This window comes from Bradyrhizobium sp. CIR48, from assembly GCF_014198315.1.
Taxonomy (GTDB): Bacteria; Pseudomonadota; Alphaproteobacteria; order Rhizobiales; family Xanthobacteraceae; genus Bradyrhizobium.
Window position 1 is genome coordinate 234179 of sequence record NZ_JACIHG010000003.1, and the last position, 26111, is coordinate 260289.

Below are 26111 nucleotides of genomic sequence, written 5' to 3' on the forward strand. Positions count from 1 at the left end.
CAGTGTTTCTCGATTCGTCCGATGCCAATGCTCGCGGAAAGGTCACAGCGCGGCCTGCTTCGACAGGAGAAAAGTGCCACGGTTTTGTCGGGTTTTCGACGATAGCGTCGGACATGTCCTGCATGGCAAGACTAGGGCAATGCATGAGAAGATCGTCTCTCCAACTTGCTTGCGCCGTTGAATGCGCGAGCCTTGTGTTAGGTTCGTAAGGGGTGCAGCATTTGCTGGAAATGATCAGAAGCCAGAGCTGACGATCGGGCGATATCCTTGGCTCTCGCATCTGAACGGATTTTGCGCAATTGCTTTTGGCCAGTTGAGTCTTTACGCGGCGGCGCGCAGAAGCTGAACGCACTGAGTTGGCGACGGGAGCAAGATGCAAATGCCCCCGATCCGCGGAGGCGTAGGTCGTGGAAAAGGACTAGGCCGTCCCGAGATTGATATCTCTCGCGCATATAGGCGATCGCTCGACGCTCAATCATCGAAAATTCGGTGCGATATGTGGACGCATCTGAGGCAAGAGCTCAGAGTGTGTATCCTCGGTGCCTTACCCGGGACGCACACCGTTCGCTGCCCTGCCCACGCGGCATACCCGAGTGTCGTTTCTGGAGCTCGTGAAGGACGACGGCTTCACCTCGAAGGCCATTCAACAAGCTCTGCTATGCTTGAAGCCATGCGCGCACCCCACCTGACTAGGTAGTGCTTCGCTTCTTGTTAATGATGTAAGACTCGGAATGTTGGCCATCAGGCTACAACGCCGCTGATCACGACAGGAGGTGCCGCAATGGCAAATATTGCCCGTCTCTCGGGCCTTCCGCGCTTGCTTCAAACAACCACAGCCTTTAACAGTGCTAAGCTCTGAAAGGACCTCAAGATCGTACGAGCACACAGAGCCTGTGTGCAAGACACGAGATTTCCAAGTCGCTCGATGATAGTGCCGCGGCTCCCTCACGCGCATGCTGGACGCTAGGCCGAGTTCCTAGTTGGGCGAAGCCGATCGCTCGTCTCTCGTGATCGAAAATCTCAGTGACCTCAAAATGCAAAGAATGCGTCTTTCGGCGCGCCCGCTTTTTTCCTTGATCGCGAGGTTTCCAATGCTCCCCATAACACAAAGTCAGTTCCAAGAGCGTGTCACGAATGCGTTGCGGAAGATCCAGGAACTGGAAGCTGCGTATGAGACGATCACTATTGGACAGCTGGTTTCAGAAAGAGCGAGAACGCATGGATCGTCGACCGCAATCGACGTCTTCGAGCAGGGTATGCGCGCGACTTACTCTGAAATGGACCGGGCGTCTAACAAATGTGCACAGGCGCTACGTTTGTTCGGCGTACGCAAGCACGACCGCGTCGGAGTGATGCTACCTAATCGCATTGAATATCCTATCTTATGGTTTGCGATCGCGAAACTTGGTGCGGTGATGGTTCCGATCGACATCCGCTACACGCCAAGGGAGATCGAATACGTTCTCAGCGACACACAAGCGAAATTCGCCGTAGTCGACGAGACGGCTTGGCCAGCGTTCTCGGTAATGGAGCCTTGGCCGCAATACTTCACCAAGGAGCAGATAGTTCTCGTTGGACAGCTTTCCGCAGGAGCAGCTACTACCTTCGATGAGTTGCTTAAAGGAACCGACGACTCTGTGGTGGACGTGGATGTCCGCTCCGACGACTTATTGACCATTCAATATACCTCGGGAACAACGGGCTTTCCGAAAGGCTGCATGCTGACGCACGACTACTGGGGCGTTAGCTCATACCAGGAGGCATCCGGAGACGAGCAGCCGTACCAAAGCTATCTGTGTACAAACTCGTTTTCCTACGGCGACGCGAGACAATACTTGCTGAGGTCATATCGACAGGGCGGCACGCTTTACTTAGCTGCGTCAGTAGACCCGGCACGCTTCGTCGGTTGGCTGAAGCAGCACCGCATTGAGTGGTGCGCTTTTCCAGAGTTGGTGGCGCGCCACGTGGAGACTTCAGACGAAGACGGTGCGACATGCCTGAAACAGACCCTAAATTGGGGCTGGAGCCCTTACTCAGTGCGTCAATTCCGGAAACGCTTTCGCGTGCGCACCCAGGATGCTTATGGGATGACGGAAATTTGGCTTGGCACGCAAATGCCGAACAATTTTGACGAGATGTCCGAATCCGGTTCTGTGGGAATTCGAGCTCCATTTCGGAATCTGCTATTGATGAATGAGGACGGCACCCCCACCGAGATCGGTGAAATCGGCGAACTCTGGGTGAGTGGCCGTGGAATCTTCAAGGGTTATTGGAATAGGCCTGAGGCAAATGCGGCGTCATTCAAAGGCGAATGGTTTAAGACCGGGGACCTGTTGCGGCGCGACCGACTCGGCTTGCATTGGCTGGTAGGACGCACGAAGGATATGATCCGGCGTTCGGGTGACAACATCGCTGCGCGTGAGGTGGAGGCCGTGATCCGCGAAATTTCGGAGATCGCGGACGTAGCTGCCGTTCCCGTTCCCGATGCGGATTGCGGCGAGGAAGTCAATATCTTCGTGGAGTTGAAAGAAGGTCTCGTACCCGACGATCTACTTCTGCAGCGGATCATCGAAAAAGCCCGTGCTGAACTTGCCCTGTTCAAGAGGCCGCGATACATTACTTTTATACCGAAGCTTCCTAGGACGAGCTCCAGCAATAAGGTGCTAAAACGTGAGCTGATAGCCGCGCATGATCTGCGTGCCGAGACCTACGACGCTGAGAACAAGTGCTGGCGCTGAGATAAACATTTGTATCGCAATCCAGGTCGGCTGCCGGTCCGGCCCACATTGCGATACAGCCAGAACCACCTGAGCGCCCCACCGTCCATGGACTCACTTCTTCGTGGTGCGGTAAGGTCCCTGTCTTCCGATGATATATCACGATCGCGGCGTAATGGATGATCTCCGGAGCGGACCAAGATGTACTGGGAATTGTGTCCGCTACCCTGACCGGGTTAGGCGCCGGACCGCCAGCTCATGCCCATAGTCGGATTCCGAGTCTCGTTCGCGCTGGACTTCAAAATCTCCAAAGCAGGATGGATTCTGGTCTGAGCCCCTCGCTTCATCCAGCAATGGAAAGATGAATATGAGCCCAAAGGGCTCGGTGAAGCAACGGGGCGGGGCGCGGAGCCCTCGGCATAGCGCAGCGTCCCGTCCCGTTGCGGCCCAAGAGCGTTGCGTTTGGCGTACTCGGTCGGCGTGAGGTTGCCTAGGGCGCTGTGCGGCCAGGCGTTGTTGTAGTCGTCTTTCCAGGCCGCCAGCACGGCTCGCGCCTGTGCGAGCGAAGTGAACAGCGTCTCATTGAGAAGTTCATCGCGCAGGCGGGCGTTAAAGCTCTCGATGAAGGCATTCTGGGTCGCTTTGCCGGGCGCGGTGTAGTGCCACTCGATCTGCCTCTCTTGGCTGAAGCGCAGCACGGCCATTCCGGTTAGCTCAGTGCCGTTGTCGGACAGGCACATCGCTGGCCGGCCGCGCCAGGCAATGATGACATCGAGCTCGCGTGTGACCCGCAGGCCCGGGAGCGAAGTATCGGCGACGAGCGCCAAGCATTCGCGAGTGAAGTCGTCGACCACGGCCAGAATCCGGAACCGTCGGCCATCGGCGAACGCATCCGACAGAAAGTCGAGACTCCAGCGCTGGTTGGCGCCTTGCGGGATCACCATTGGCGCCCTGGTGCCGAGTGCCCGTTTACGGCCACCACGCCGGCGGACTTGCAGCCGTTCCTCGCGATACAGACGTCGAAACTTCTTGTGGTTCATGACCAGCCCCTCGCGGCGCATCAGCACCAGCAGACGACGGTAGCCGAGCCGGCGGCGGATCGCCGCCAGTTCGCGCAGGCGGGCGCGCACGGCTGCATCATCGGCTCGCCCGCTGCGATAGCGCACCGATGTGCGATCTGCCCCCAAGGCTTTGCACGCCCGCCGTTCGCTCACCTCGAAGGTGGTCCGCAGATGAGCGACGGCCTCTCGCCTCGCGGCGGGCGTCACCATTTTACGCAACGTCCTTGAGCATGGCGTTGTCGAGCATTGCCTCGGCCAGGAGCTTCTTCAGCTTGGCGTTCTCGTCCTCCAATGGCCTTCAGCCGCTTGGCATCGGATACCTCCAGGCCACCGTACTTGGCCTTCCATTTGTAGAACGTTGCGCTCGAGATCCCGTGTTTGCGGCAGCCGTCGCCACACCGGCCTCCTGCTCCCGCAAAATCCCGATGATCTGCTCTTCCGTGACCGACTTGGCTTCATGGTCCATCTCCTCAGACGTGACAGACTCTACCCATTCTTGGAGGGGTTTGCGGGGCTCAGACCACATAGACAAGCTCCCATAAACCTCGTCCGAAACCAGCCAGAGATCATGACTGCGGCACAGAGCCGCTATGGCCGAGAGTTCGTCTCTCGTATAGACCGCGCCGGCCGGATTATTGGGCGCAGCCAGAAAGATCGCGCGAGTCCGCGGCCCGATAGCGGCTTCCATCTCGTTGATCAGTGGATGGAAATGGCTTTCTGCCGGCGAGCGGATGCTGATAATCTCGCCGCCAGCAGCAGCGATGATTCCGCGATAAGAGGTATTGGCTCCGGCACTAACACCTAGTTCCCGGCTCCACGAGACAGAGGGCGGCAGTTTCGCGTTCTGCGCGCGGATGGTGACAACAACTGATCGGCATCGATCGCCTGGCCAGTGTTGCGGGTATGCCGCCTTGCAATCGCCTCGCGAATTGCGCGGCCTGGGGCTCTTATAGGTCCGTCCGGCTGCCAGGTTATCACGTACAGCGGCGATCGCCGGCTCGGGATTGGCGAAATCGGTGTTGCCGACCGTAAGCAGAGTGATGCGTTCGCCGCGGTCGCGTTCTCGACGGCGGTGTAATGAATATGTCCCAGGCCTTCGACCCCCTTACGGCCATTCTGTGGATTCGTGATAAGTAACGCATGGCGAAATTCCTGTCATAGAGCTTTGGAACGCTGTCCCTTGTCAGGCCACGGACTGAAGACGAGCGATTCTGACGAGCTCAATCGCCAGCCTGCTCGCGTCGGAAATTGCATTACGAGGCCGGCGGTGCCGAGTGGTTCCGCATGTCAAAGGCCCCGTTCTGGCAGGACAACCTCACTGACGTCGAGCTTGGACGATGGTTTGCCATATCAAGCCACTGACTAACTGGGGCTTCGCCCTATTGGAACTTTCGTTGAAATCGAAGCTCACATAAATAGCCTACGCAGCACCGCTCGCGAGAGCAAGCGCTGAGTAGTTAGTCAGTTGATCATCCTCAGCACGTCTTTTTTAGTGCACGTGTGCGTCCCGGATCGCATCAGAAGCGCATTGACTACGTTCGGTCAACCCCATGACGAGATGCATCACGCGTAGCACTTTCGTTGCGTGGGCGTGATCACTGCCGCCGCGATCAGACGATGATACCAGTGATAACGCTCCCCCTGCCGCCAGCTCCTTCGGACCAGTGCGGGAACCGCGTTCACTCGAGGTCGAGTTCGCCGGTAAGTCCGTAGTTGCGCGCAAGCGTGCACAGTTTGTCCCAGGTCGCGTTCTCGAGTTCAATGCCGTTTGCCGTGCGCTCCTGCTCGTGTAAATATCCGATCTCGCCGGGGTAGAACACGCCGGATGAGCCTTCGGACGGCGCCGCCGATTTCATGTGCCGTGCGAAGTCCGCGACCTCTTTCTTGAATTTATCAAGCGAGCGGAAGGCCGCCACGTTGAACACGGCCATAAAGCAGCCGAAAGTCTCGCGGCCGCTCGGGTCGCCCCCGAAATCGGGACCAGTCGACAGTCCGCATAACAATTCGACCATCGCTGCGAGGCCACTGCCCTTGTAACCCTCGGTGCCGCCGAGCGGCAGTAGCATACCGCCTTTGCGGTAGTCGCGGGGGTCGGTCGTTGGGCGTCCCTCGGCATTGATCAGCCAGCCCTTCGGAATCTCCTGTCCGCGCGCGATCGCGAGTTCGAGCTTGCCGGCGGCGACCGCCGAGGTCGCCATGTCGAGCAGAAACGGGGCCTTGAGATTGGAGGGTACCGCAATAGAGATCGGGTTGGTGCCAAGCCGCGCCTCGCGTCCGCCGAACGGTGCGACATATTTACGTAAGCGACCAGAATCAGCGACGGCAAGCCCGATCATGTCGGCGCTTGCTGCCATCAAGGGATATTCGGCGAGCCGTCCGACATGGCTTTGCCTGAAAACTGTGCAGGCCGCGACGTTGGCGGTCTTTGCCTTTTCGATCGCGAGCGCCATCGCCTTTTTGTTGACATGAAAGCCAAAACCCCACCGGCCATCGATAACAGCTGTGGTAGGGGTTTCTCGCACGATCGTCCATTCCGCGCCGGGCACGATATCTCCCGCTTTCATACTGTCGATATAGCTTGGAATGGCGATGACGCCATGGGAATCATGACCCGCCAGGTTAGCATTGACACAGCCGGTGGCGACTGCCTGCGCCTCGTCCTCTGAAGCGCCGGCTGCTTTCAGCAGCGCCACACAGACACGGGTGAGACGATCGGGCTTCAAGACCGCCTTTTCGTCCGGCTTGCCCAGCCGTAGGTCCTCGATTGAACTCATGAAGGTTTCCTCGATTTAGGCCCATCCTGGCCATCCGGCCGGCGCGAGACGCACTGCAAACTTCTTGCCGCCCGCAAGGCTCACGTTCGCGAACAAGATTAGTCCTTAAAATCCATACAAGCGCACGCGCTACTCCGACAAACAGTTCCGGAAGCTGGAGGTGCATCGCAAGCACAACAGCCGCCATTTGGAAGGCGGAAGAACCAAAGAACCTTTCAATCCGGCGGCAATCGTCTGCACCAGCATCAGAGGCCGATTGGTAAAGCTCTAGGATACGGAAAATCCGGTACTTTTTTAGTCATTCCATGCCCGCCGCTTCGCGGGAGCTCCAGCGCAGCTTGGCTTGAACGGCAGAAACGTGCTGGCCGGCCGAACTCTCTGGTGGCATGATCCAATCTTCGCGCACGCGACGATCATCCAGTCGAGCGTCGGCATTTCCGCGGCTTGCAGGCACGACCGTTGGGCGGAGCAATACGGCGCTTAGCGCATTCTAACGACGGTTGGCCGTCCGCGCCGGCAGCCCAAGGCGGTTACAGTGACCGTCCGCAAGATTGCGATTCTGTTCTATCATACGCTCAGGTACGGCATGAACAAGGATACGGGTGCCGACCCTACGAGGACAAAAATCGCAGTCGCGTAGTCGCCAAGGTGAAGCGGCGCGCCAAGTCGCTCGGCTTCGTTCTGCAAGTAGATCCTGCCGGCCAATCGGCTGCTTCTTAGGGAGGCGAAGTACAGTGGTCTGGATTCGTCCGAGGCAAGCGCCGCGGATTCTGGCTGTCTTCGACGGCTTGACCCGCTAAAATCTGACGCTCGTCGCCGATACCTCGCATACCTCGCTGCAGAGCCCACGGTCGTACTCTGGCTCGATGTCTGCATCGCCTGGCGTGGTCGACCGGCGCTGTGCCGTGTCCGATACAGAGATCCATTACAAGGCTCTCGTGACCACGCGATTGCCAACATTCCAACCGACGGTGAAACCTGCTCCGCGACAACGAAACTCGGGAGTGAGACGATCCGCAGATCACGATGGGGGCTGGCAGGCTGGGCAAAGAGCGGTCGGCTCAAGAGCTCGGCTTAAAAGCAGGTGAGTATCCGACAGACGAAAGAAGGGAACGCTCCGAAGACGAGCGCAGTGCGCCGGTCCGTCCGCCATCCCTCTCCATGTATCCGTAACATTTACGTTCGGTTGATGCCGGCGGTGTCTGGAAGACGACAAAGCATCGCGGTCGTTCCACTAGATATGCTGGCTCTGCGTGTGTTTCACGCTCGACAAGCAAGCGAACACACCATTCCGCTAGTGGCACGCATGTTGCTAGAATGAGGAGCAAAAGAACGCCGCTCCTGGCAGAGGCATCGGTCCAAAAGCTCCAAATGAGACTTGCCCCGATTGACCTTGGTCAATGCAATGCTGGTGATCCTTGTAATGCAGGAGCGTCGAAAACAAATGTGGCGACCGCCTCAAAGTTCACTGAGAGACGGCAAAAGATGATGGCCGAAACAGAAGAGCATGCACGCGGCCAAGTAGAACTTTGGCGCGAGCAGATACCTTAGAGCCAGATCCCCCGCGCTAAAATGGTGGGAACTGATCAAGACTACCCTTTTTCGTGAGATTGTCGCAGACGCAGCACGGAGATCGACCTATGAAACTCGCTTCCGGATACAAGGCCTTTTGGGAAGCGGCCCACAAGAACTATCCCGATCAAATAAGGTCCGACGGACTTCTCGACCAGTGCGGAATGTTTGACGCATTAACTAACGTTCTGAATGCGGACCATTCTGACCGCTTTGCAAAGCCATCCGAACGAGGGTGGATGTCCTCTATCAATCCATGGAGTGCTGACAAGCGGTCCACAAAAATTGGAGCCTTGGCGAAGACTTATAGAGGGCTGATACTTCTCAAGACACCTTTTGATCTGGCTCTGTATCCAAGACTCATTTGGGAGCTTCAACCGAGGACAATTCTAGAGCTCGGTTCATATCAAGGTGGCAGCGGACTGTGGTTTGCTGATAATATGTCCGTGCTATGTGATAATCCCGGTGAAGTTCACTCCTTTGATTTGTACACTAAGTGTGTCCATGAGCAGGCCAGAAAGCACCCACTGCTCACTTTTCACCAAGTTGATCTTTCGGACGTCGCCAACCTCGATGAAAATTTGCTGATGAGGCTGCCTCATCCCTGGCTTGTGATCGATGACGCGCACGTGCAAATATTTTCGATGTTTTCCTACCTAAATAACTTTCTGGTCTCAGGAGACTACTATGTAATTGAAGACAACCCTGCGAGAGCAAATAAAGAGATTATCGAGGGTTTCCAGTCAATCGAGCAATCAGGATTTTTGATCGACACTTATTACACCGATGCATTCGGGACTAATGTCACTTGTGCTCCAAATGCGTGGCTTCGAAAATCACAAGCCTAGGTCAGCAGGAGTGTGTTGAACAGCAGAACAGGTTGTAACCCGCAAGCTCCAGATTGTTTTCGCAAGAAGAGTTGGCCTTTCAATCAGGCCCTATGGATGACCATCCATCAGATGATCGCAGCCGAGGGATTGGCTACCCGGAAGCTCTTCTCGCGACCTTGAGAGGGACGGCTACAATGCGATAATCGACTTCATTCTGGACAAGCGCTTGGGCGCAAACGTCAGGGCAGATCGGAAGATGATCCGCTATAGCTCAAGCCGGCCTCGAGACACGGCTCTGCGTGGCCGATTGCGCGATCTCGCCAACGAGCGGCGGCGTTTGGGATACCGCCGGCTCTTCGTCTTGCTGCGGCGGGCTCGTTTTCGTTCAGAGTGCCTCTAGAAAGGTAAGCAGGCGGTCGTTCGGCTGGAAGCGGGTTCGCTTGCCGCGCTCGTACGGCTTGAGCTTCGCCAGAGCAGCTTCCTTGAGGGCGAGGTGGGCGTGCAGATAATCGGCGTCGTCTCGACCGATTCATGGCCGAGCCACGGCGCGATCACGGAGCAGTCGATGCCGGCTTGCAGTAGTTCGATTGCGGCGCTGTGCCTCAGCACGTGCGATGACACGCTCTTGGCCTTCAAAGACGGGCAAGTCTTGTGAGCGACACGAAGATGCTTTCTCAGTAGCGACTGGACACTGTCAGCACTGAGCCGGCCGCCGTGCACGTTGGTGATCAACGCTGTAGCTCTTTTCCGCACCGGTTCCTTGAGCCATGCCTGGAGCGCAGACCGAGCGAGTGTGGTCAGCGGAGTGGTCCGCGCCTTCCGCCCTTTACCGACGCATCGTACGTGTGCGCCAGACCCAAGGTGGACGGAATCCGGTCAAGGCCAGTTAAATCTGAGAGACGTAAGCCCGTCTGGGCCGCGACCAGCAGCAAGGTGTGAACTCGGCGGCCAAGTCGTTCGATTGGGCGCGGCGAGAACCGCCTCGATCTCGGGGCGCGCCATGAAGTGCACCTGTCGCTTGTCGTGGCGCTTGCTCGGTATGGCGAGCACGCGCTGGATCAGGCCACTGTGTGCCGGTTCCTCGAAGGACACGAACCTGAAGAAGGACGCAGGTTAGGCGTCTCGCGCTGGCGCCGCGCTTTACCTCGAGATCGGTGAGGAACGCGCCGGTGAACGTTGCATCCAGATTGGCGAGCGTCAGGGCCGATGGGGACTTCCGCAGCCGCACCTGTGCGAACATGAACAGCAGCCGGAACTGCCCCTGTAGGAGGCGATCGTGTTGCCGCTAACATTGCGTTGGCGCATGAGGCGGTCGGTGAAGAAGCGCTCGATCAACGTGGCGACATTGCAGGCTGGCTTCATCGCGTCACCTCCCATCGCCGATTGAGACGCTGCGCCGCTTCTTCCATCAGCTCGGGCAAGCCGAGAGATACCAGTAAGTATCGCGCACGCAGGCGTGGCCGAGGTAAGTGGACAGCACTGGGAGTTGCTGCTCAACGTCCTTGCCTTCGCGATACCAGTCGAGGAAGGTCCGGATGGCGAAGTGGTGACGGAAGTCGTGCACACGTGGCCCGGTACGATCACCGGGCGCCGCAGCCCGATCTCTGTGGACAATCGCCGGAAGACGCGATGCACGTACTGGTGCAGCAAGCGGCCTCCCCTGTTCGGCAACGAAGAAGGTCGAGCCGCAGCGTGATCCGAGCAGTGCATCGCGCCGATCGGCCTAGTCGCGCAGCGCGGTTCTCGTCGTAGCATGCAATAGTACGAGCCGCGACTTGCCGAACTTGGTCAGCCAGACCGTCAGCACGCCGGCGTCGAGGTCGACGTCATTACGCTCCAGGCCCATCACCTCGGTTATACGCATGCCCGTCACCGCGATCAGCCCGAACAAGGTATGGTATGTCCATCGACGCAGCCCGTCCTCTGGCGGCAGAGGAGCCAGCGCCGCCGTCAGCAACGCATCGATCTCCGCGTCGTTGTAGACAATAGGGCTTGGTGCGCTTCCATCCCGGCAGCATGCCGACGGGCGGCACCTCCGTTCTCGGGTCGAAGTTGGCGACATGGCGTGCGAGCCCGCGCACGTCGCTCAATCGCAGCGCCCAGGATGCATTGCCCATTCCATTGCCAACTTCGTCGTGATGATCCTGGCTTTGCGCTTCTCCATGAAGGCGACGAAATCGGCGAGCCGCCGGGTCTGGTGCTCGTACTTATATCCCAGTCCCTTGCGCATGCTCAGGTACTTATCGAGTGCGGAGCGCAGATTGATCATTGCACGCCTCCCGGCCAGGCCAGGCTCAATGTTCTCAGCGCATCGATGTCGACCTTCACGTAAATCCGGGTGGTGCTCGTGGTTCTCGTGCCGCAGCAACTGTCGATCTCCGACAAGGTCGCGCCAGATCGGAGAAGCTCGGTAGCGAGACTGCCGAAAGATATGGGTGCCGCGGTGCGCGCAAACCTTCGATTCCAACGTGATCGAGAGCGGCCTTGGCAATCATGGTGATCGCACATCCGGAAGCGAAGCCGACGTGTGGCGTGAGCGAGCGGACGAACAACCGTCGGCACCACGACTTTGGGCGGCCATTGTGCAGATGTGCAACGATGGCCGCGCCAACGTCTTGCGGTATTGGCATCCGTGCGTGCTGGCGGCGCTTGGCGCGAACGAGTATCTCGCTGGCGCGCCAGTCGATATCGTCGAGGGTGAGCGTCGCGACCTCGTTGGCCCGCAGGCCGAGCTTGGCCATCAACAACAGAATGGCGTAGTCGCGCCGTCCCATCACCGTCTCTCGGTCGCAACCGTCGAGAGCCTTCCGCACCTGAGCGGCGGACAGATAGGTCGGCAGAGATGCGAGCTTCCATTGTCGCATCGATGGAACGCAATCCGCCAACAGGCGCGCGTTCAGCCCCCGATGGTGGAGGTAACGGAGAAAGGCGCGCAACGACCAGCACATCGCCCTGGCTGTTCCCGGGCTCCAATCCTCGGCGTGGCACTCAACGTAGCGGATCACGTCCTCTTGGTTGATCTTGCCGCTGGAGAACACACCTCGTGCAGGAACCTGCGGATTACCGGCAGATGGCTTACGGCGCACCTCGGGGCCAAGCCGCGCTTCGAACTCCTTGAAGATCCGTTCGTGCGGGCGAGAGACTAAGCACCAACGGCGCGATCGCGCCGTCCTCGCGCAGCACTGACAGCCATCGCTTGAGCGCGGCCCGGTCCGCGGGTTGGATAGACTGCCTCCCGACCTCGCTGTAGGAGGTACCGCTCAACGACCTGCTCATCGAGATCGACCAGCTTGTAGCGACGGCCTGCGATCCACGAGCCTGCTGACCACGTTGAGGCAACGCCACGTGCCGTGCCGAACGAGCCTCTCTTCGACGTGACGAGCGGCGTAGCGCTCGACGAGCTGTCCGTGGAGCCCGCTTCTGAGAGCCGGTACAGGTGGCTCCCGCGCAAGTACTCTTCAACTTCCATCTTCCTGTTCTCCGCTGTTGAAAGCGGAGGTACAGAACGAACTATGCCGACCAAACGCCGGTCAGCGAGAAATCTGGGGAAAACGATCCGACTCGGCATAGTTCGGCGAGCGGCGTAAACGGCCAAAATGAATGGCGTCGATCCGCAGGCCTGGCTCACGGATATCCTTGCCCGCATCACCGCCCACCCAGTTCATCGGCTGAATGAGCTTCTGCCCTGGGATTGGACGCCGGCATCAGCGTTCTCCGCTCGAGCGGCACGACCACGCACGTCGACAAGGTTCATCACCCAGGTCGCAAAGGACCTCGGCGAAGACGAAGATTGGCTGTGGGACATCGCCAACGAAATGGAAATCGAGGACGGCGTCATCTGGGTCTATGGCGAGAACCCTGGACTGCTGAAGCGGTAACCCTGCGGCCTACGCCCCTGCGCAATGGATACGGCTTTGGTCGGTCATCGTTAGCTCAACCTTCTTGTATTTTGCGCCGGCCCCCTGGGCCTGAGAGCTCGTGGATAGCGCACGCTCCCGGACGGGCCCATGCGCCCCATACGGATGTATGCGAAGGCATCGACACGACGGTTTTCAGCTCACCGGCATTGCCGTAAGAACGTCAGGCGCTCACCTGGGTGATGAATTTAGTGTTGAGGTAGGCCTCGATCGCCTCCGATCCGCCCTCGGATCCTTCATGCCGCCGAACGGCGTCTCTGGCAAAGCAAGCCCGTGGTGATTAACTGAGATCATTCCACTCTCGAGCTCCGCAGCAAGCCGCGCCGCAGTCATGGTAGAGCTGGTGTAAGCGTAGGCGGCGAGGCCGTAGGGCAGGCCGTTAGCTTCAGCGAACGCCTGTTCGTCGTCCGAGAAGCGTTGGATAGCCGAGACCGGACCAAACGGCTCGTCATTCATTAGGCGTGCCGACAGCGGCACGTTCGTAAATACTGTCGGCTCGAAGAAGTAGCCCTGGTTGCCGATGCGCTTACCGCCGGTGCGGAGTTCTGCTCCCGCGCTTTCGGCGTCCGCAACCAGGGCATCCATCGCCGCGACGCGGCGCGCATGCGCGAGCGGCCCCATGCGGGTCTCGGGGTCGAGGCCGCTACCGATCTTGACGCGCTTCGAGAACGCGACGAAGCCGTCCACGAACTCGTCAAAAACGGAATCGTGCACCAGAAGTCGAGTCGGCGCTACGCAGACCTGGCCCGCGTTGCGATACTTGTTGGCACCGAGCAACTTGACTGCCTTCTGGATGTCGGCCCTTGAACACAATCGCGGGCGCGTGGCCACCGAGCTCCATTGTTACCCGCTTCATGTGCTCGCCGGCGAGCGCAGCAAGCTTCTTGCCGACCGGGGTTGATCCGGTGAATGTCACCTTTCGGCTAACCGGGTGCTCGATGAGGTAGGAGAAATCTCGCCGGGGTCACCGTAGACGAGGCCTAGCACGTCGCCGGGTACGCCGGCATCCAGCAGGGCTCGGATCAGGTCAGCGCAACTCGCCGGCGTATCTTCCGGCCCTTTGAGGATCACCGAGCGACCGGTGCAGAGCGCCGCCGAGACTTTTCGGACGGCCTGATTCAGCGGGAAATTCCAAGGCGTAAAGGCTGCGACCGGGCCGACCGGCTCCTTGACCACGAGCTGCATCACGCCGTCGGCGCGGGCCGGAATGACGCGGCCGTAGGCGCGCTTACCCTCCTCGGCGAACCAATCGTGTCAGCCGCGCCAAGCGTCTCGCCCTTAGCCTCGGCAAGCGGTTTGCCCTGCTCGATCGTCATGGTTCGCGCGATCTCGTCGGCGCGGGAGCGCAGCAAGTCGGCAGCTTTTCGCAGAATCTTGCCGCGATCGTATGCCGAGACCTGCCGCCAGGCTTTGAAGCCGCGCGCGGCCGCTTCAAGCGCCTGCTCGAGATCCTCGCGGTCGGCGTAGGCGTGGGTGCCAACGGGCTCGCCGGTGGCCGGGTTGAGCACTGGGGCCGTGCGCCCGGAGGCAGCGTCGGTCCAAACGCCCGCGATGTGAAGCTTTACGTTGGGATGGCGATTGTCATGGTTCTCTCGAATGTTCTTAGGTTGGGCTCATGAGAACGCTGAAATGAGCGGCTAGCGACCAGCGTGAGACGCGCGGCCAATTTCAGGTCGACTACAGGCTTGGGTTCAATAAGCTCTAGTATGATCTGACCATTCGGGTCTCTCTCTGAGCCTATCTGCGTATCGACGCGCTATGTCCGCGATACGGTCAGGCGCAAAATTCTGTTGTACTAACGCCATGCCGCGGTCGAATACCTCTGAATAGTGGGCGATCCGACCGCCTTTTAGTTCCAGCCGAGCTACTCCATCGAACAGCACCCGGCCCGGACCGGCGCCGTCCGCTGTGGAGCGGTAGCTGAACTTGTAGGGTGCGAACGCGAGATCAGGCGTCGATAAAGTGTCCGAGAAGGTCCAGTGAAAAATCCCGTCCCCCTTGGTAGAAGTGGTAGATCATCTCAATGATGCCGGTGCGCCCCTCCCGCGGACCGAAGAAGTAGTCGTCATAGATGCCATCCGGCGTGAAGCAATCCGCAAGGGCCTCGCCATCCCCCGCCGCAATCGCGGCGCTAAAACTGCGAAGAAGGGCGTGCAAGTTCGGGTTGTCACGGTCAGCCATGAGAGGTAGGAGCTCCTTCACGGTTGGGGTCAGTCAGTTCCACGACCTCCGCCGCGGAGTAACCAATTTCGGCGAGTATCTCTTGCGTGTGCTCGCCGAGACGGGGCGCGTGGCGGCGCAACTGGGCGGGCGTGCGCTCAAATTCGACCGGGTGGCGCACGACTTTGTAGCGGCCCTCGCTCGGGTGTTCTTCGACACGGAACATGCCGACCGCCGTGAGGTGTGGGTCGATCCAGAGATCGACGAGGTCGAGGACAGGCATCGCCGGAATGCTTGCTCGGTCACAGAACCCCATCCATTCGGCGTTCGTAAAGAGCGGGGCGATCTCTTCGACAAGAGTGTACAAGACGTTCACGTTCTGCACACGCTCGGCAAGGCTCGAAAAGCGCGGATCCGCTCCGGCCTCTGCGAGGCCAGCGAAAGTGAAGAAGTCGCGCCAGTTGCGGTCGGAATAGGGAAGGATGCAGGCGAATCCGTCCTTCGTCCGGAACGGCTTACGCATCGGGCTCAGGACCCGCTTCCAGCCGGGCTCGTCGAGCGCCGGCTCAAAGGCGTAAGGGCCGATGTGCTCCACTAAATTGAAGGCGACGAGGGTCTCGAACATCGGGACCTCAAGCGTCTGCCCTTCGCCAGTTTGTGCGCGGTGTAGGAGCGCCGCGAGGATTGCGTTCGCCACCTGCTGTCCCGCCACCTTATCGCAGATCACACTTGGCACGAACGCGGGATTTCCGCATTGCCGCCCCATCAACGCCGCCAAGCCGGACGCAGCCTGGATAGTGTCGTCGTAGGCGGCGCGGGTGGCGTAGGGGCCATTCCCCCCGAACCCGACTGCAGCACAGTAAACAATGTCGGACCGCTGTGCGCGGACCGCGTCGCGACCGAGCCCAAGTTTCGCGATTGCCTGAGGGCGCATGTTGTGCACAAAGACGTCGGCAGTTGCCGTAAGGCGAAGGAGCGCATCCCGCGCTTCTGACTGTTTGAGGTCGAGCCGTACGCTGCGTTTATTGCGGTGCAGGTTAAGAAAAAATCCCGCCATGCCCTCGTTGCGCAGAGGCCGGTAGTTGCGCAACGAGTCGCCCTCGGGGCTTTCGACCTTGATGATGTCGGCGCCAAGATCACCAAGGATCTGCGTGGCGTAGGGTCCCATAATGACGGTGGTAAGATCGACGACCCGAATGCCGGCAAGAGGTCCTTTGGCTGTCATTGAATTGTCCTTCCTGGCATATCCGTCAGCGCCGCCCACAGTCCGCACTCCGCTCTGAGAACATGATGGCCGAGACGCCGACGCCAGAGCGCTTCCGATCCGAATTCGTCGCGCCAAGACCAGAGACTGCGCGTGTGGCGCTGTAGAGAGTACTCAGCGCTAAATCCCATCGCGCCGTGGACTTGGTGTGCTATGGCCGCCACCGTGCCTGCCGCTTCGCCGATACACACCTTCGCGGCTGCGACGGCTAGACGAAATTGAAGCGAGGGTGCCTCAACTGCCGCGTCGAGCGCCGCGGCGGCGGCCGCGACCTGCGACACGGAGACAGCGACCTGATTCTGCACCGCCTGAAACTTCGCAAGGGGGCGGCCGAACTGGTTGCGCGTGTTCACATATTCTATGGAAAGTTCAAGGGCGGCCTCCATAGCACCGACCATCTGCGCGCAGCGTGCGAGTGCACCAAACTCCTCCAGCACGCCCGGGCCGAAGTCGCTCAGCATGGGTCGGACGCGGTCGGGGGCCAAGGCGACATTGTCGAACCGGACATTGTCCCTCCGCTCTCCGGCGAGATTGCAGTCCGGGTTGATAGTGCCGAAGGATCCCGGCACCAGCACGAACTGCGGGCCATCTGGCATCGAGACGACCAGCAGGATCTCGGAAAGGCTGGCCCAGGAAACGTCTTCAATCGCCCCTTCTAGCCGGTACCCACCACTTTCCTCGGAGAGGACGATCCCTCGTGCGTCTGCCGCTAGGGCGCCCGGTGCCTGAAGAGGCTCTCCGCCGGCGCGGCACCAGAGCCAGTTCGCGAGTATCGTGTCACCAACAGGGAGAGGCGCAGCATGGCGCGCGCAAAGCCGCACGAGCGCCATCGCATCCTCAAGGTCGGCACCTGAGCCCGCCACGTCCGGATCGACTAGGGCGTACGGTAGGCCGGCCTCGTCGAAAGCCGCCCAAATCGCGGCCGACCAATCGCCCACTGCCAACGCCGCAAGCGCTGTTGGCGAGCAGGTATCGGCAAGAAGCCTTTGAGTCTGGTCAAGAAGTATCTCGCGCATCTCGCTCATCGCAGCCCTGCCCCTCGTGCAATAATTCCTCGTAAGATCTCCCGGGTGCCGCCGCGGATAGAGAATGATGGCGCGTGAAGGATCGTATGAGCCAGCTCACGCGCGAGAGGTCCATCATCTAAGGACGGTGCCACGTCAAGAATCGGTCTGAGAACCTCTGGGGTGTCCTGCTCTAATGCAGTGCCGAGATCTTTCACTATAGCTGCCTGCAGCATCGGATTCTCGCCACCCTGCAGCATGCCGGCGACTGAGGTCGACATATGCCGAAGCGTGGCGAGGCGGGCGACAAGACCTCCAATTGCCTCAGCAGCGCGGTCGTCAGGCCGACCTTCCCGGATGTGTTCCACGGCGCGCTCCAGAAGTGGATAGGCGGACAAGAAGCGGTCGGGGCCGCTTCGCTCAAAGGCGAGTTCAGCGGTAACCATCGACCATCCTTCCCCAACGGAACCAACGACGAAGTCGTCCTCGACGAAGTAGTCATTAAGAATCACCTCGTTGAACTCGTGCGTCCCGGCAAGGTTCACGATCGGGCGAACTTCGACCCCCGGCTTCCCGAGGTCGCAGACGAACTGGGTCAGGCCGGATTGCCGAACATCGCCAGCCGGAGCGGTGCGCGCGAGAACGATCACGTAGTGTGCGTGATGCGCGAATGTGGTCCATATCTTCGTGCCAGTGACGCGCCAGCCGCCAGCCGCCCGGACGGCGCGGGTGCGCACCGCCGCGAGGTCGGAGCCCGCATCCGGCTCGCTCATGCCGATCGCGAAGAAGCAGGTGCCAGCCGCGATGCCGGGCAGGATTTCGCGTCGGGCGCGCGGGCTGCCGTGGCGTAGGATTTGCGGGCCGCTCTGCCGATCGGCGACCCAATGGGCACCGACCGGCGCGCCTGCTGCAAGCATTTCCTCAACCATAACATAGCGTTCAAGGGTGGAGCGACCGTGGCCACCTACTTCGACTGGCCACGTCATACCAAGGTAGCCTGCTTCGCCGCATCGACGACTAAATGCGGCGTTGAATGTCGCCCACGAGTTGCCACCCGGCTTGTAAACGCCCTCTTCCCGTGTCCGGACGAGGAAGTCACGAACCTCGCGACGTAGAGCTTGAGCCTCCTCTGGCAGGCGCACGGATCTGAACTGAAGTTTGTCGGTCACGCTGCCGCCCCAAGGATCATGTCTGCCCCGCATGCAATCGGGACTGCGGCAGGCTCAGCCCGCAGGGTCGGCAAGAATTCACGGCGCCTGAATCGATTCATACCATCGCCCTCCCTGACCTCGAACCAAGCCCATCCGGGACCGCACTGAATGCGCTTTCATTGTGTCGCATATGCGTTAGTGTTGTATCATTAATTGCTATTTGAAGCGCTTCAAGTTAACCGCGCCTTGAAGGGCTTGTCAAATCGGTCCAGTATCTTTTGAAAGAGGGGATTCAGACGGTGGAAGGTATCAAGAAACCAAAACTTGAGGACGTCGCCCGCCTCGCCGGGGTGTCGCTGGGCAGCGCATCGCGCGCGCTCTCGAGCCCGGAGGCTGTGCGGCCCGCGACACGAGATCGCGTTCACGAGGCGGCGCAGCAACTCGGCTATGTGATTCAGGGCGCGGCCCGAGCGCTTGCTTCACGCCGATCGCGCACGATTGGGGCAATCCTTCCGACCATCAGCAACCCGATCTACGCGGACTTCGTACAGGCGCTGCAGCGCACGCTCGCCGAGCGCGGCTACCACCTGCTTGTCGCTTCGCATGAATATAACCTCGGGAATGAGGTCGATGCGGCGCGTGGACTCATCGAGCGCGGGGCGGACGGTCTCGTCCTTGTGGGCGGCGATCACGACCCGCGTCTGGGCCGGCTGATCGAGGCCGCTGGTATTCCCACGCTTGCTGCTTGGTCCTTCGACGGACGCAACGGACAATCCTCTGTCGGGGTGAGCGACCGCACAGGGGCGGTGCTCGCGACGCGGCACCTTCTCGCTCTCGGGCACCGGCGATTCGCCGTTCTCTCAGGCCCAACTGCCGGGAACGAGCGCCAAAAGGCTCGCGTCACCGGGGCGCTGGAAGCACTTGCCGCCCACGACGTCGCTTGCCCGCCAGAGGCACGGATCGAGGCGCCGTTCTCATTGAAAGCAGGGGCGGGCCTAATAGAGGCAATTCGGCGCCTCGATCACGCTCCGACCGCGGTTATATGCTGCAGCGACATGCTGGCAATCGGTTTAGTCTACGCCGCCAGCCGCGCGGGCATCGCAATCCCGCGAGAAATGTCCGTCACCGGTTTTGGCGACGTCGAGATGGCCGGTCTCATCGACCCGCCGCTCACGACTGTACGTGTACCAATCGCCGAAATAGGGGAGCGCAGTGCTCGCGCCATCGTCGCACTGATTGTGGGCGAGGAAGAGCGGATCATCGAGCACGTTGAAGTCGAGCTTCTCATCCGGGCATCAACGGCGGAGGTGACCCCGGAATGGCATGCCTCGCGGACGCACGTCCTCAAACGCGAGCCACGCGGAGAAGTCTCCAAATGAGCGACGTTCTCATCACCGCTCAGGATCGCGTCGGTGTTGTCGAGATCAATCAACCGCCGCATAACTACTTCGACATCCCGCTTGTGAGCCGCATCGCTGAAGCGTTCGACGACTTGGCTGCGCAAGGCATGCGAGCAATCTTGCTCTGTGCCGCCGGCAAGAATTTCTGCGCTGGCGCTGATCTCTCACGCCGGCCGGAGGCCACGATCGGGTCGTCGGGCGCCCCAACCGGCGACAGCCTCTACCGGCACGCGGTGCGGCTTTATCGCTCACCGCTACCCATTGTTGCCGCTATACAAGGCGCGGCGATCGGAGGCGGGCTTGGACTTGCCATGGTGGCTGACTTCCGCGTCGCCTCGGAAGAATCGCGCTTCAGTGCTAATTTTAGTCGTCTCGGCTTCCACCCGGGTTTTGGCTTAAGCGTTGTCCTGCCGCGCGTTCTCGGACCTCAGCAGGCGGCTCTCCTATTCTATACAGGCCGGCGAATTACGGGTGCCGAGGCACACCGAATCGGTTTAGTTGATGCTCTCGTGCCTGCGGACAGGATGCGCGAGGCCGGCCTTGAGCTCGCTCAGGAAATTGCGATCTCGGCGCCGATTGCAGTACAGTCGGTTCGAGCGACGCTTCGGCAGGGGCTTGCTGAAGCGGTTGAGCGAGCGACCGACCACGAGCTCGCGGAGCAGGAGCGTCATTTCCGCACGGCAGATTATGTGGAAGGTGTGACAGCTATGGCGGAGCGCCGCACGCCTCGATTTGAGGGTCGGTGACCACGATGCAGTCAAATGTCGAGTGCAATGCACAATCCAGTGAGAGTAGATCCGTTCCTATCGCGGGACGCGTTGCTCCGCTGAACGACCTCCTAGTCAAAACCAAACGCTTCCCGATCCGCCCGGGCGATCGACGCGATGGCACATTATGGGGCTAGAACAAGGCGCACCGGCATACGGACGAGAAGTAATGACCTACATGGCCGCGAATCATGCGCGGTCGGTCGTGAGGCCGCCCGGTGAATTGTTGACGGGGGAGCATATAGCCAGCCATTGAACCACGAAACTGACGCTTCTCGGGTGTCATCGTTCGTTTTGTGTGCGGAAGGTAATGAGCCGGCGCGATAGCGAGTGCCTGGTCGACCCGAAATAGTCTGGCATGCACGGACGCAGTTATCGCCATCCGACCGGCGACCGGGATGCGCAAGAACGACGGCCATGGTGGGGAAGGCGACGAGGCCATTCTCGTAGACGTACCGAAGCTCGGTGTCGGTCGTCGGAGCACTCGAGCCCGCAAAAGGTGGTACGTTGCATGTCACTCACCCAGATGAAATTTTCGTAACCTGAAGGGTCGGCGGTCACAGAGCCGCCTGAGAGATGTATTTAACGCTCAGATAAGGCTCGATTCCTTCTGCGCCCCCTCGGAACCATAGCCGGAATCCTTCACGCCACCGAAAGCGTCTCCGGGAGAGCGATGCCCACATGATTGATTCCGAGCATACCGCACTGCAAGCCATTGCCGACGGCGGCCTTAGACTGCGAGCGCGTGTAGGCATAGGGGCCCAGCCCATACGGTAGCCTATTCGACTCGGAGACTGCGTCTTGCAACTCCCGGAACGGGATCATAAGCGCCACTCGGCCGAAGGGCCCTCGTTCATGACCTGCATCGACGTGTCCAAGCAAGACACATGTCGGCTGGTAAAAGAACCCCTTATTGCCGATCCGGCGGGCACCAGTCTCTATTTTCGCGCCCTTTTTGCGAGGGCGTCACCCACCAGATCTTCAATCGCACTCAGGCGCTTTTGGCTGATGAGGGGGACCCATGTTCGTGCTCTCATCCATACCATTCCCACCTTCAGCGTCATCACGAGTGCTTTGCCTCCTTGATCATGTTGCGCGCGATCAAGATCTGTTGGATCTGACTCGTCCCCTCGTACAAGCGGAAGAGGCGGACGTCGCGGTAGAAGCGCTCGATGCCGTAATCGGCGATGTAGCCCGCTCCACCTAAGATCTGCACTGCGCGATCGGCGACACGCCCGCACATCTCAGTAGCAAAGAGTTTGCAACATGATGCTTCGGTCGAGACGATCTTTCCGTCATCCCGCCTGCGTGCCGCGTCGATTACCATGCACTTCGCGGCGTAGATTTCCGTTTGACTATCGGCGAGCATGGCCTGCATGAGCTGAAACTCAGCAATCGGCTGGCCAAACTGCTCGCGTTCGATCGCGTAATTAAGCGCATCGCGGAGTATACGCTCTGCGCCGCCAACGGCGAGGGCGGCGAGGTGAATGCGGCCTTTCTCCAGAACCTTCATCGCCGTCTTGAAACCTTGGCCCTCCTTGCCGCCGATGATCTGTGAGGCCGGGACGCGGCAGTTCTCGAAGATCACGTCGGCTGTATGCGCGCCTTTCTGGCCCATCTTGCTGTCACGCTTGCCAATCGTGATGCCGGGTGTGTCGCGCTCAACGATGAACGCAGTTACCCCGCTCGCGCTCTTGTCCTCAGGATTCGTGCGCGCCATGAGAGTAAATATGTTGGCCTGCGGCGCGTTCGTAATGAAGCGTTTCGTGCCATTCACAATGTAGAAGTCGCCGTCCTGCGCGGCTGTCGTTCGTAGCGATGCGGCGTCAGATCCGGCTTCGGGCTCAGTCAACGCAAATGAAGCGCGAATCTCTCCGGTCGCGAGCTTCGGCAGGTACTTCTTCTTCTGCCATTCCAGTCCGTCCAACAAAATTCCCTGTGAGCCGATGCCAACCGTCGTGCCGAAGACTGACCTGAACGCTGGCGATGTTTGGCCCATCGCCATAATTACAAGGGACTCCTCTTCCATCGTCAAACCAAGCCCGCCATATTCTTCTGGAATGGTGAGCCCGAAGAGTCCAAGGTCCTTCATCTCATCGACGATTTCGTCTGGAATCTCGTCGGTTTCGGCAACAATATGCTCCGCCGGCACGAGCCGCTCGCGCACGAATCGCTCGACAGAGTCGAGCAGGGACTGAAGGATTTCGGGGTCTCTGATCATCGAACTGCGATCTCGTCGTTGGGTTTAGCTAGGCTGATATTGGCTAAAGCGTCTCTTCGGTACCGAGGATCGCCGTCGACTGACTTGAGAGTGTCACTCCATTGCCGTGCGCAAGCGCGGTTCGGGCGCCATTAATTTGTCGTTCGTCGCCTTCACCGCGCAACTGGCGAACGGCTTCGATCAGCGCGAAGATGCCGTACATTCCTGGATGTGTGCATGACAGTCCGCCGCCGTTTGTGTTGACAGGCAACTTTCCGCCCGGCGCGATGTTGCCGTTCTCGACGAAGCGCCCGCCTTCGCCCTTCGGGCAGAATCCGAGATCCTCCAGGAACAGGATGGTATTGATCGTGAACGCATCATAGAGTTCGAGGACATCGATATCACCGGGCTTCATACCAGCCATCGTGAAGGCTGTGGCGCCCGACTGCTTTGCCGGCGTGACCGTCAGGTCGTGCATCGATGAGATCTGGCGATGCCAGACGGCCGTCGCGTTTCCCAGCACGTATATTGGCGTCTTCGGTAGTGTCTTCGCCCGCGCCGCGCTCACCAGCACGTACGCGCCACCTCCATCCGTGACGAGGCAGCAGTCGCGTATGGAAAGCGGGTCCGAGACCATACGTGAGCTCAGCACCTCCTCGCGCGTGAGCCTATCACGCATGAAAGCTTCGGGATTTAGGCCAGCCCACGCACGGGCTGCCACGGCAACATCCGCCATCTGCTCACGCGTCGTGCCAAACTCGTGCATGTGACGAGACGCAGCGAGCGCGTACGCGGAGGGCGGCAGCATCGGCTCGTATGGATGCTCATAGGGCTGCGGGTCGACGATACGCCGTAGCTGCCCGATTTCCCGGCGGCCGACAGCACTCGTGCGCTGCGCGCTGCCGTAGCACACGAGCACCGCGCTGCACTGCCCAGAGCGGAGCGCCTGCATCGCGGGCAGCAGGTGCGCGATAAAGCTCGCTCCCCCTATCATGGTGCCATCGATGTACTTCGGGTTCAAACCCAAGTACTCGACGACGGGCATGGTCCACATGGAAGCACCTGCGCTCGCGGTGCACAGGCCGTCGATGTCGCTCATCCTCAGCCCTGCATCGCTTACAGCCGCATGCGCCGAACGCGCGAGCAACTCCATGTCAGTGAAGCCGGGAGATTCACCGTTGCCGAATGTGCCGACGCCGACTATGGCGGCGCTGCCACGCAACTCCTGCGCTGTGTTCATGGCGCGCTCCCTTCGATGATGTCGAACACGACAATGCCCTGGCCGTCCTTCACGTGAACGCGCGCTTTGACGCGCTGGCCGATTTTCACCGCATCGGACGGAAGACTCTCGACACGGCTCATGAGACGCACGCCTTCGTCGAGATCCACGAGCGACACGTTGATGTCACCGCCTTCGGCAGGTTTGCGCCGGACCGTGGTTACCGCATAGACCGTGCCCATGCCTTTGGGGGCAGTCCATTCGAGCGCCGCGCTGCCGCAATGCGAACAGATTTCTCGCGGGTAGTACACGTGCTTCGTGCAACTCGTGCAGCGCTGGATTAGAAAGCGTCCGTCCTTGAGTTCGACCAGGTGTAAGGCTTCGACGCCTAAGGGGTTTGTCATTTGATATCCTCGTTCAGCCCCGTCCTCCGCGGGCTCTTGGCATCGCGTTCCATGCCTCGCGGTAGTCTGGCTCTGGCTGGGGCCAGCAATCAGACAGGATCCCAGCAGAAGACGTCTCCGGATCTGTCGAGATCGTAGAAACTTGCCTTGAGTGCAGGCAGCGCATGCGCGGCAACGGTCTGCGGCGTCCAACCATCGCTGCGATGGACCGAGCGCAACGGCCGCGGCTGGTTCATCAAGAAAATCTCATTGTTGCGCACCGCGAAGATCTGGCCGTTCACTTCCTTAGCAACGTCGCTCGCGAGGCACACCGCCAATGGCGCAATCTTGGCAGGTGTCATCTGCTTCAGACGATCGAGTCGCGCCTGTTCCTCTGGCGAGTCCGTGGGGATCGAGCCAATCATACGACTCCAGGCGAAGGGCGAAATGCAGTTCGAACGCACGTTGAACTTCTGCATGTCTAGCGCGATCGACTTGGACAGCGCCGCGATCCCCAGCTTCGCCGCCGCATAATTCGCCTGGCCGTAGTTTCCTACCAAGCCCGACATGGACGTCATGTGGACGTAGCAACCGCTCTCTTGCTCTTTGAAATGCGGCGCGGCGGCGCGACTCACGTAGAAGCTGCCGTACAGGTGAACCTTGATGACAGCGTCCCACTCCTCGGGGCTCATCTTGTGGAAGAATCGGTCACGTAGGATTCCGGCGTTGTTCACGACGACATCAATCCGGCCGAACGCCTCGAGCGCCGTCTGGACGATAGACCCAGCGCTCGCCAATTCCGACACGCTGTCGGTGTTCGCGACAGCTTGCCCGCCAAACACCTTGATCTCGTTCACGACCGACTGCGCGGGGCCTGTGTCCTCGCCCTCACCCGACACCGAGGAGCCAATGTCGTTCACAACGACCATCGCTCCTTCGCGGGCCATCGCGAGGGCAACGTCGCGCCCGATGCCGCCGCCAGCGCCGGTGACGACGACGACCTTATCGAGAACCATGCTCATCTTGACTGCTCCAATTTTGCGGCACCAAACCAGGTGGATGCCTTGTCGGTCTAGCGTTCCCAGGTGCTGCCGGCCAAGGTGTTCTCTACCTTGTTATGTTCGTACATAACGATATGTACGAACATACTGCAAGTGTCAATGCGGCCGACTTGTGTAGGGCGGTGGACAGGCTCGGTATTCGGCTTCCAAAATGGCCTCGACGGGAAAGACCATGACGCAGGCTACCGCACGGTCCCTTGTTTCGGCGGACGTTCGTGTTGGCGCAACCGTCATGGCGCTCTGGACAACGTTCGGGAAAGAATCGTGCTTTGGTTAGACATCCGCACACGGCTGCGCGACGTGTTCGCCGCGGTTATGCAGGATTCGAGAAGGTCATCAACATCATGACGTGGGTGGGCACGCCAATGCCCCGACGGAGTGGATGAGCGCGGCCTACATCTGAATTGACGCACGCCCGAAAAATAGAGTTGCGATAGGACCAAGCTCCTCCGCGCACCAGAACCCGCAGGCAATCGAGCCATCACACGAGATCTAGTTCCTATCTTCAAGACCGGCACGAGCACGCTCGGTGAGTAGCACGTCGAGCTTTGCTGGCTTGCGCTGGGCAAGTTCAGCCCGATCTCGGCGCAACACGGATCTAACTAACTCCCTTCGAGGTAGCGAAACGGCT

Annotated in this window: 16 protein-coding genes and 7 pseudogenes; 6 read left to right on the forward strand and 17 right to left on the reverse strand. The window is 59.9% G+C overall.

The features are described 5' to 3' along the window. Window positions 1-980 precede the first annotated feature (980 nt). Complete coding sequence (locus GGD66_RS11350) at window positions 981-2738, forward strand: class I adenylate-forming enzyme family protein (protein ID WP_246788836.1); 1758 nt, start codon at window positions 981-983, stop codon at window positions 2736-2738. 365 nt (window positions 2739-3103) lie between these two features. Here GGD66_RS11350 and GGD66_RS11355 read toward each other — a convergent pair. From GGD66_RS11355 to GGD66_RS11365, 3 genes and pseudogenes are all read right to left on the reverse strand, one after another. Next, a pseudogene (locus GGD66_RS11355) lies at window positions 3104-4244 on the reverse strand (IS3 family transposase); the annotation flags it as partial. Between the two features lie 69 nt (window positions 4245-4313). Continuing rightward, window positions 4314-4820, reverse strand: a pseudogene (locus GGD66_RS42375) (aminotransferase class I/II-fold pyridoxal phosphate-dependent enzyme); the annotation flags it as partial. 637 nt (window positions 4821-5457) lie between these two features. Continuing rightward, the gene (locus GGD66_RS11365; protein ID WP_183257755.1) at window positions 5458-6552 is read right to left on the reverse strand and encodes an Ldh family oxidoreductase; all 1095 of its coding nucleotides are present in this window, start codon (window positions 6550-6552) and stop codon (window positions 5458-5460) included. Between the two features lie 1640 nt (window positions 6553-8192). Here GGD66_RS11365 and GGD66_RS11370 point away from each other — a divergent pair. After that, complete coding sequence (locus tag GGD66_RS11370) at window positions 8193-8972, forward strand: CmcI family methyltransferase (protein WP_183257756.1); 780 nt, start codon at window positions 8193-8195, stop codon at window positions 8970-8972. A gap of 223 nt (window positions 8973-9195) precedes the next feature. Further along, a pseudogene (locus GGD66_RS11375) lies at window positions 9196-9327 on the forward strand (IS3 family transposase); the annotation flags it as partial. Window positions 9328-9339: 12 nt separating this feature from the next. Here GGD66_RS11375 and GGD66_RS11380 read toward each other — a convergent pair. The 4 genes and pseudogenes from GGD66_RS11380 to GGD66_RS42195 form a co-directional block, all read right to left on the reverse strand. Next, window positions 9340-10316 (reverse strand): annotated as a pseudogene (locus GGD66_RS11380) (tyrosine-type recombinase/integrase). Window positions 10317-10677: 361 nt separating this feature from the next. After that, window positions 10678-10911 carry a tyrosine-type recombinase/integrase gene (locus GGD66_RS41350; protein ID WP_246788837.1) on the reverse strand — a complete coding sequence of 78 codons (234 nt, stop codon included), beginning with the start codon at window positions 10909-10911 and terminating at the stop codon, window positions 10678-10680. Between the two features lie 129 nt (window positions 10912-11040). Next, window positions 11041-11223 carry a hypothetical protein gene (locus tag GGD66_RS41355; RefSeq protein WP_246788838.1) on the reverse strand — a complete coding sequence of 61 codons (183 nt, stop codon included), beginning with the start codon at window positions 11221-11223 and terminating at the stop codon, window positions 11041-11043. Between the two features lie 55 nt (window positions 11224-11278). Then, window positions 11279-11992, reverse strand: coding sequence for a tyrosine-type recombinase/integrase (locus tag GGD66_RS42195; protein WP_312014107.1), 714 nt, complete (start codon window positions 11990-11992; stop codon window positions 11279-11281). 549 nt (window positions 11993-12541) lie between these two features. Here GGD66_RS42195 and GGD66_RS11395 point away from each other — a divergent pair. Next, window positions 12542-12649, forward strand: a pseudogene (locus tag GGD66_RS11395) (transposase domain-containing protein); the annotation flags it as partial. A gap of 385 nt (window positions 12650-13034) precedes the next feature. Here the strand turns inward: GGD66_RS11395 and GGD66_RS11400 are convergent. From GGD66_RS11400 to GGD66_RS11420, 5 genes and pseudogenes are all read right to left on the reverse strand, one after another. Further along, window positions 13035-14469, reverse strand: a pseudogene (locus GGD66_RS11400) (NAD-dependent succinate-semialdehyde dehydrogenase). 349 nt (window positions 14470-14818) lie between these two features. Next, window positions 14819-15052, reverse strand: a complete 234-nt coding sequence (locus tag GGD66_RS11405) for a nuclear transport factor 2 family protein (protein ID WP_183257757.1) — start codon at window positions 15050-15052, stop codon at window positions 14819-14821. After that, window positions 15045-16256: a CaiB/BaiF CoA-transferase family protein gene (locus GGD66_RS11410; RefSeq protein WP_183257758.1), complete on the reverse strand. Its 1212-nt coding sequence runs from the start codon at window positions 16254-16256 to the stop codon at window positions 15045-15047. The genes GGD66_RS11405 and GGD66_RS11410 overlap by 8 nt, the downstream gene beginning before the upstream one ends. Then, window positions 16253-17320 (reverse strand): acyl-CoA dehydrogenase family protein, encoded by a 1068-nt coding sequence (locus tag GGD66_RS11415; RefSeq protein ID WP_183257759.1) that lies wholly within the window; start codon window positions 17318-17320, stop codon window positions 16253-16255. The genes GGD66_RS11410 and GGD66_RS11415 overlap by 4 nt, the downstream gene beginning before the upstream one ends. Continuing rightward, the gene (locus GGD66_RS11420; RefSeq protein WP_312014108.1) at window positions 17317-18468 is read right to left on the reverse strand and encodes an acyl-CoA dehydrogenase family protein; all 1152 of its coding nucleotides are present in this window, start codon (window positions 18466-18468) and stop codon (window positions 17317-17319) included. Before GGD66_RS11420 ends, GGD66_RS11415 begins: the two co-directional genes overlap by 4 nt. Window positions 18469-18749: 281 nt before the next feature. Here GGD66_RS11420 and GGD66_RS11425 point away from each other — a divergent pair, with 281 nt between their 5' ends. Both GGD66_RS11425 and GGD66_RS11430 read left to right on the forward strand, forming a co-directional pair. Then, on the forward strand, window positions 18750-19829 hold the full coding sequence (locus tag GGD66_RS11425; RefSeq protein WP_183257761.1) for a LacI family DNA-binding transcriptional regulator: 1080 nt from the start codon (window positions 18750-18752) through the stop codon (window positions 19827-19829). After that, window positions 19826-20596: an enoyl-CoA hydratase/isomerase family protein gene (locus tag GGD66_RS11430; protein ID WP_183257762.1), complete on the forward strand. Its 771-nt coding sequence runs from the start codon at window positions 19826-19828 to the stop codon at window positions 20594-20596. Before GGD66_RS11425 ends, GGD66_RS11430 begins: the two co-directional genes overlap by 4 nt. A gap of 663 nt (window positions 20597-21259) precedes the next feature. On the opposite strand, the pseudogene GGD66_RS42380 reads toward GGD66_RS11430, so the two are convergent. The 5 genes and pseudogenes from GGD66_RS42380 to GGD66_RS11455 form a co-directional block, all read right to left on the reverse strand. Beyond that, window positions 21260-21565: pseudogene (locus GGD66_RS42380) on the reverse strand (aldehyde dehydrogenase family protein); the annotation flags it as partial. 115 nt (window positions 21566-21680) lie between these two features. After that, the gene (locus tag GGD66_RS11440) at window positions 21681-22838 is read right to left on the reverse strand and encodes an acyl-CoA dehydrogenase family protein (protein WP_183257763.1); all 1158 of its coding nucleotides are present in this window, start codon (window positions 22836-22838) and stop codon (window positions 21681-21683) included. 43 nt (window positions 22839-22881) lie between these two features. Further along, a complete protein-coding gene (locus GGD66_RS11445) occupies window positions 22882-24057 on the reverse strand; it encodes a thiolase (RefSeq protein WP_183257764.1) in 1176 nt (391 codons plus the stop codon). After that, on the reverse strand, window positions 24054-24440 hold the full coding sequence (locus GGD66_RS11450) for a Zn-ribbon domain-containing OB-fold protein (protein ID WP_183257765.1): 387 nt from the start codon (window positions 24438-24440) through the stop codon (window positions 24054-24056). The genes GGD66_RS11445 and GGD66_RS11450 overlap by 4 nt, the downstream gene beginning before the upstream one ends. Before the next feature lie 89 nt (window positions 24441-24529). After that, a complete protein-coding gene (locus tag GGD66_RS11455; RefSeq protein WP_210321543.1) occupies window positions 24530-25441 on the reverse strand; it encodes an SDR family NAD(P)-dependent oxidoreductase in 912 nt (303 codons plus the stop codon). Window positions 25442-26111 lie beyond the last annotated feature (670 nt).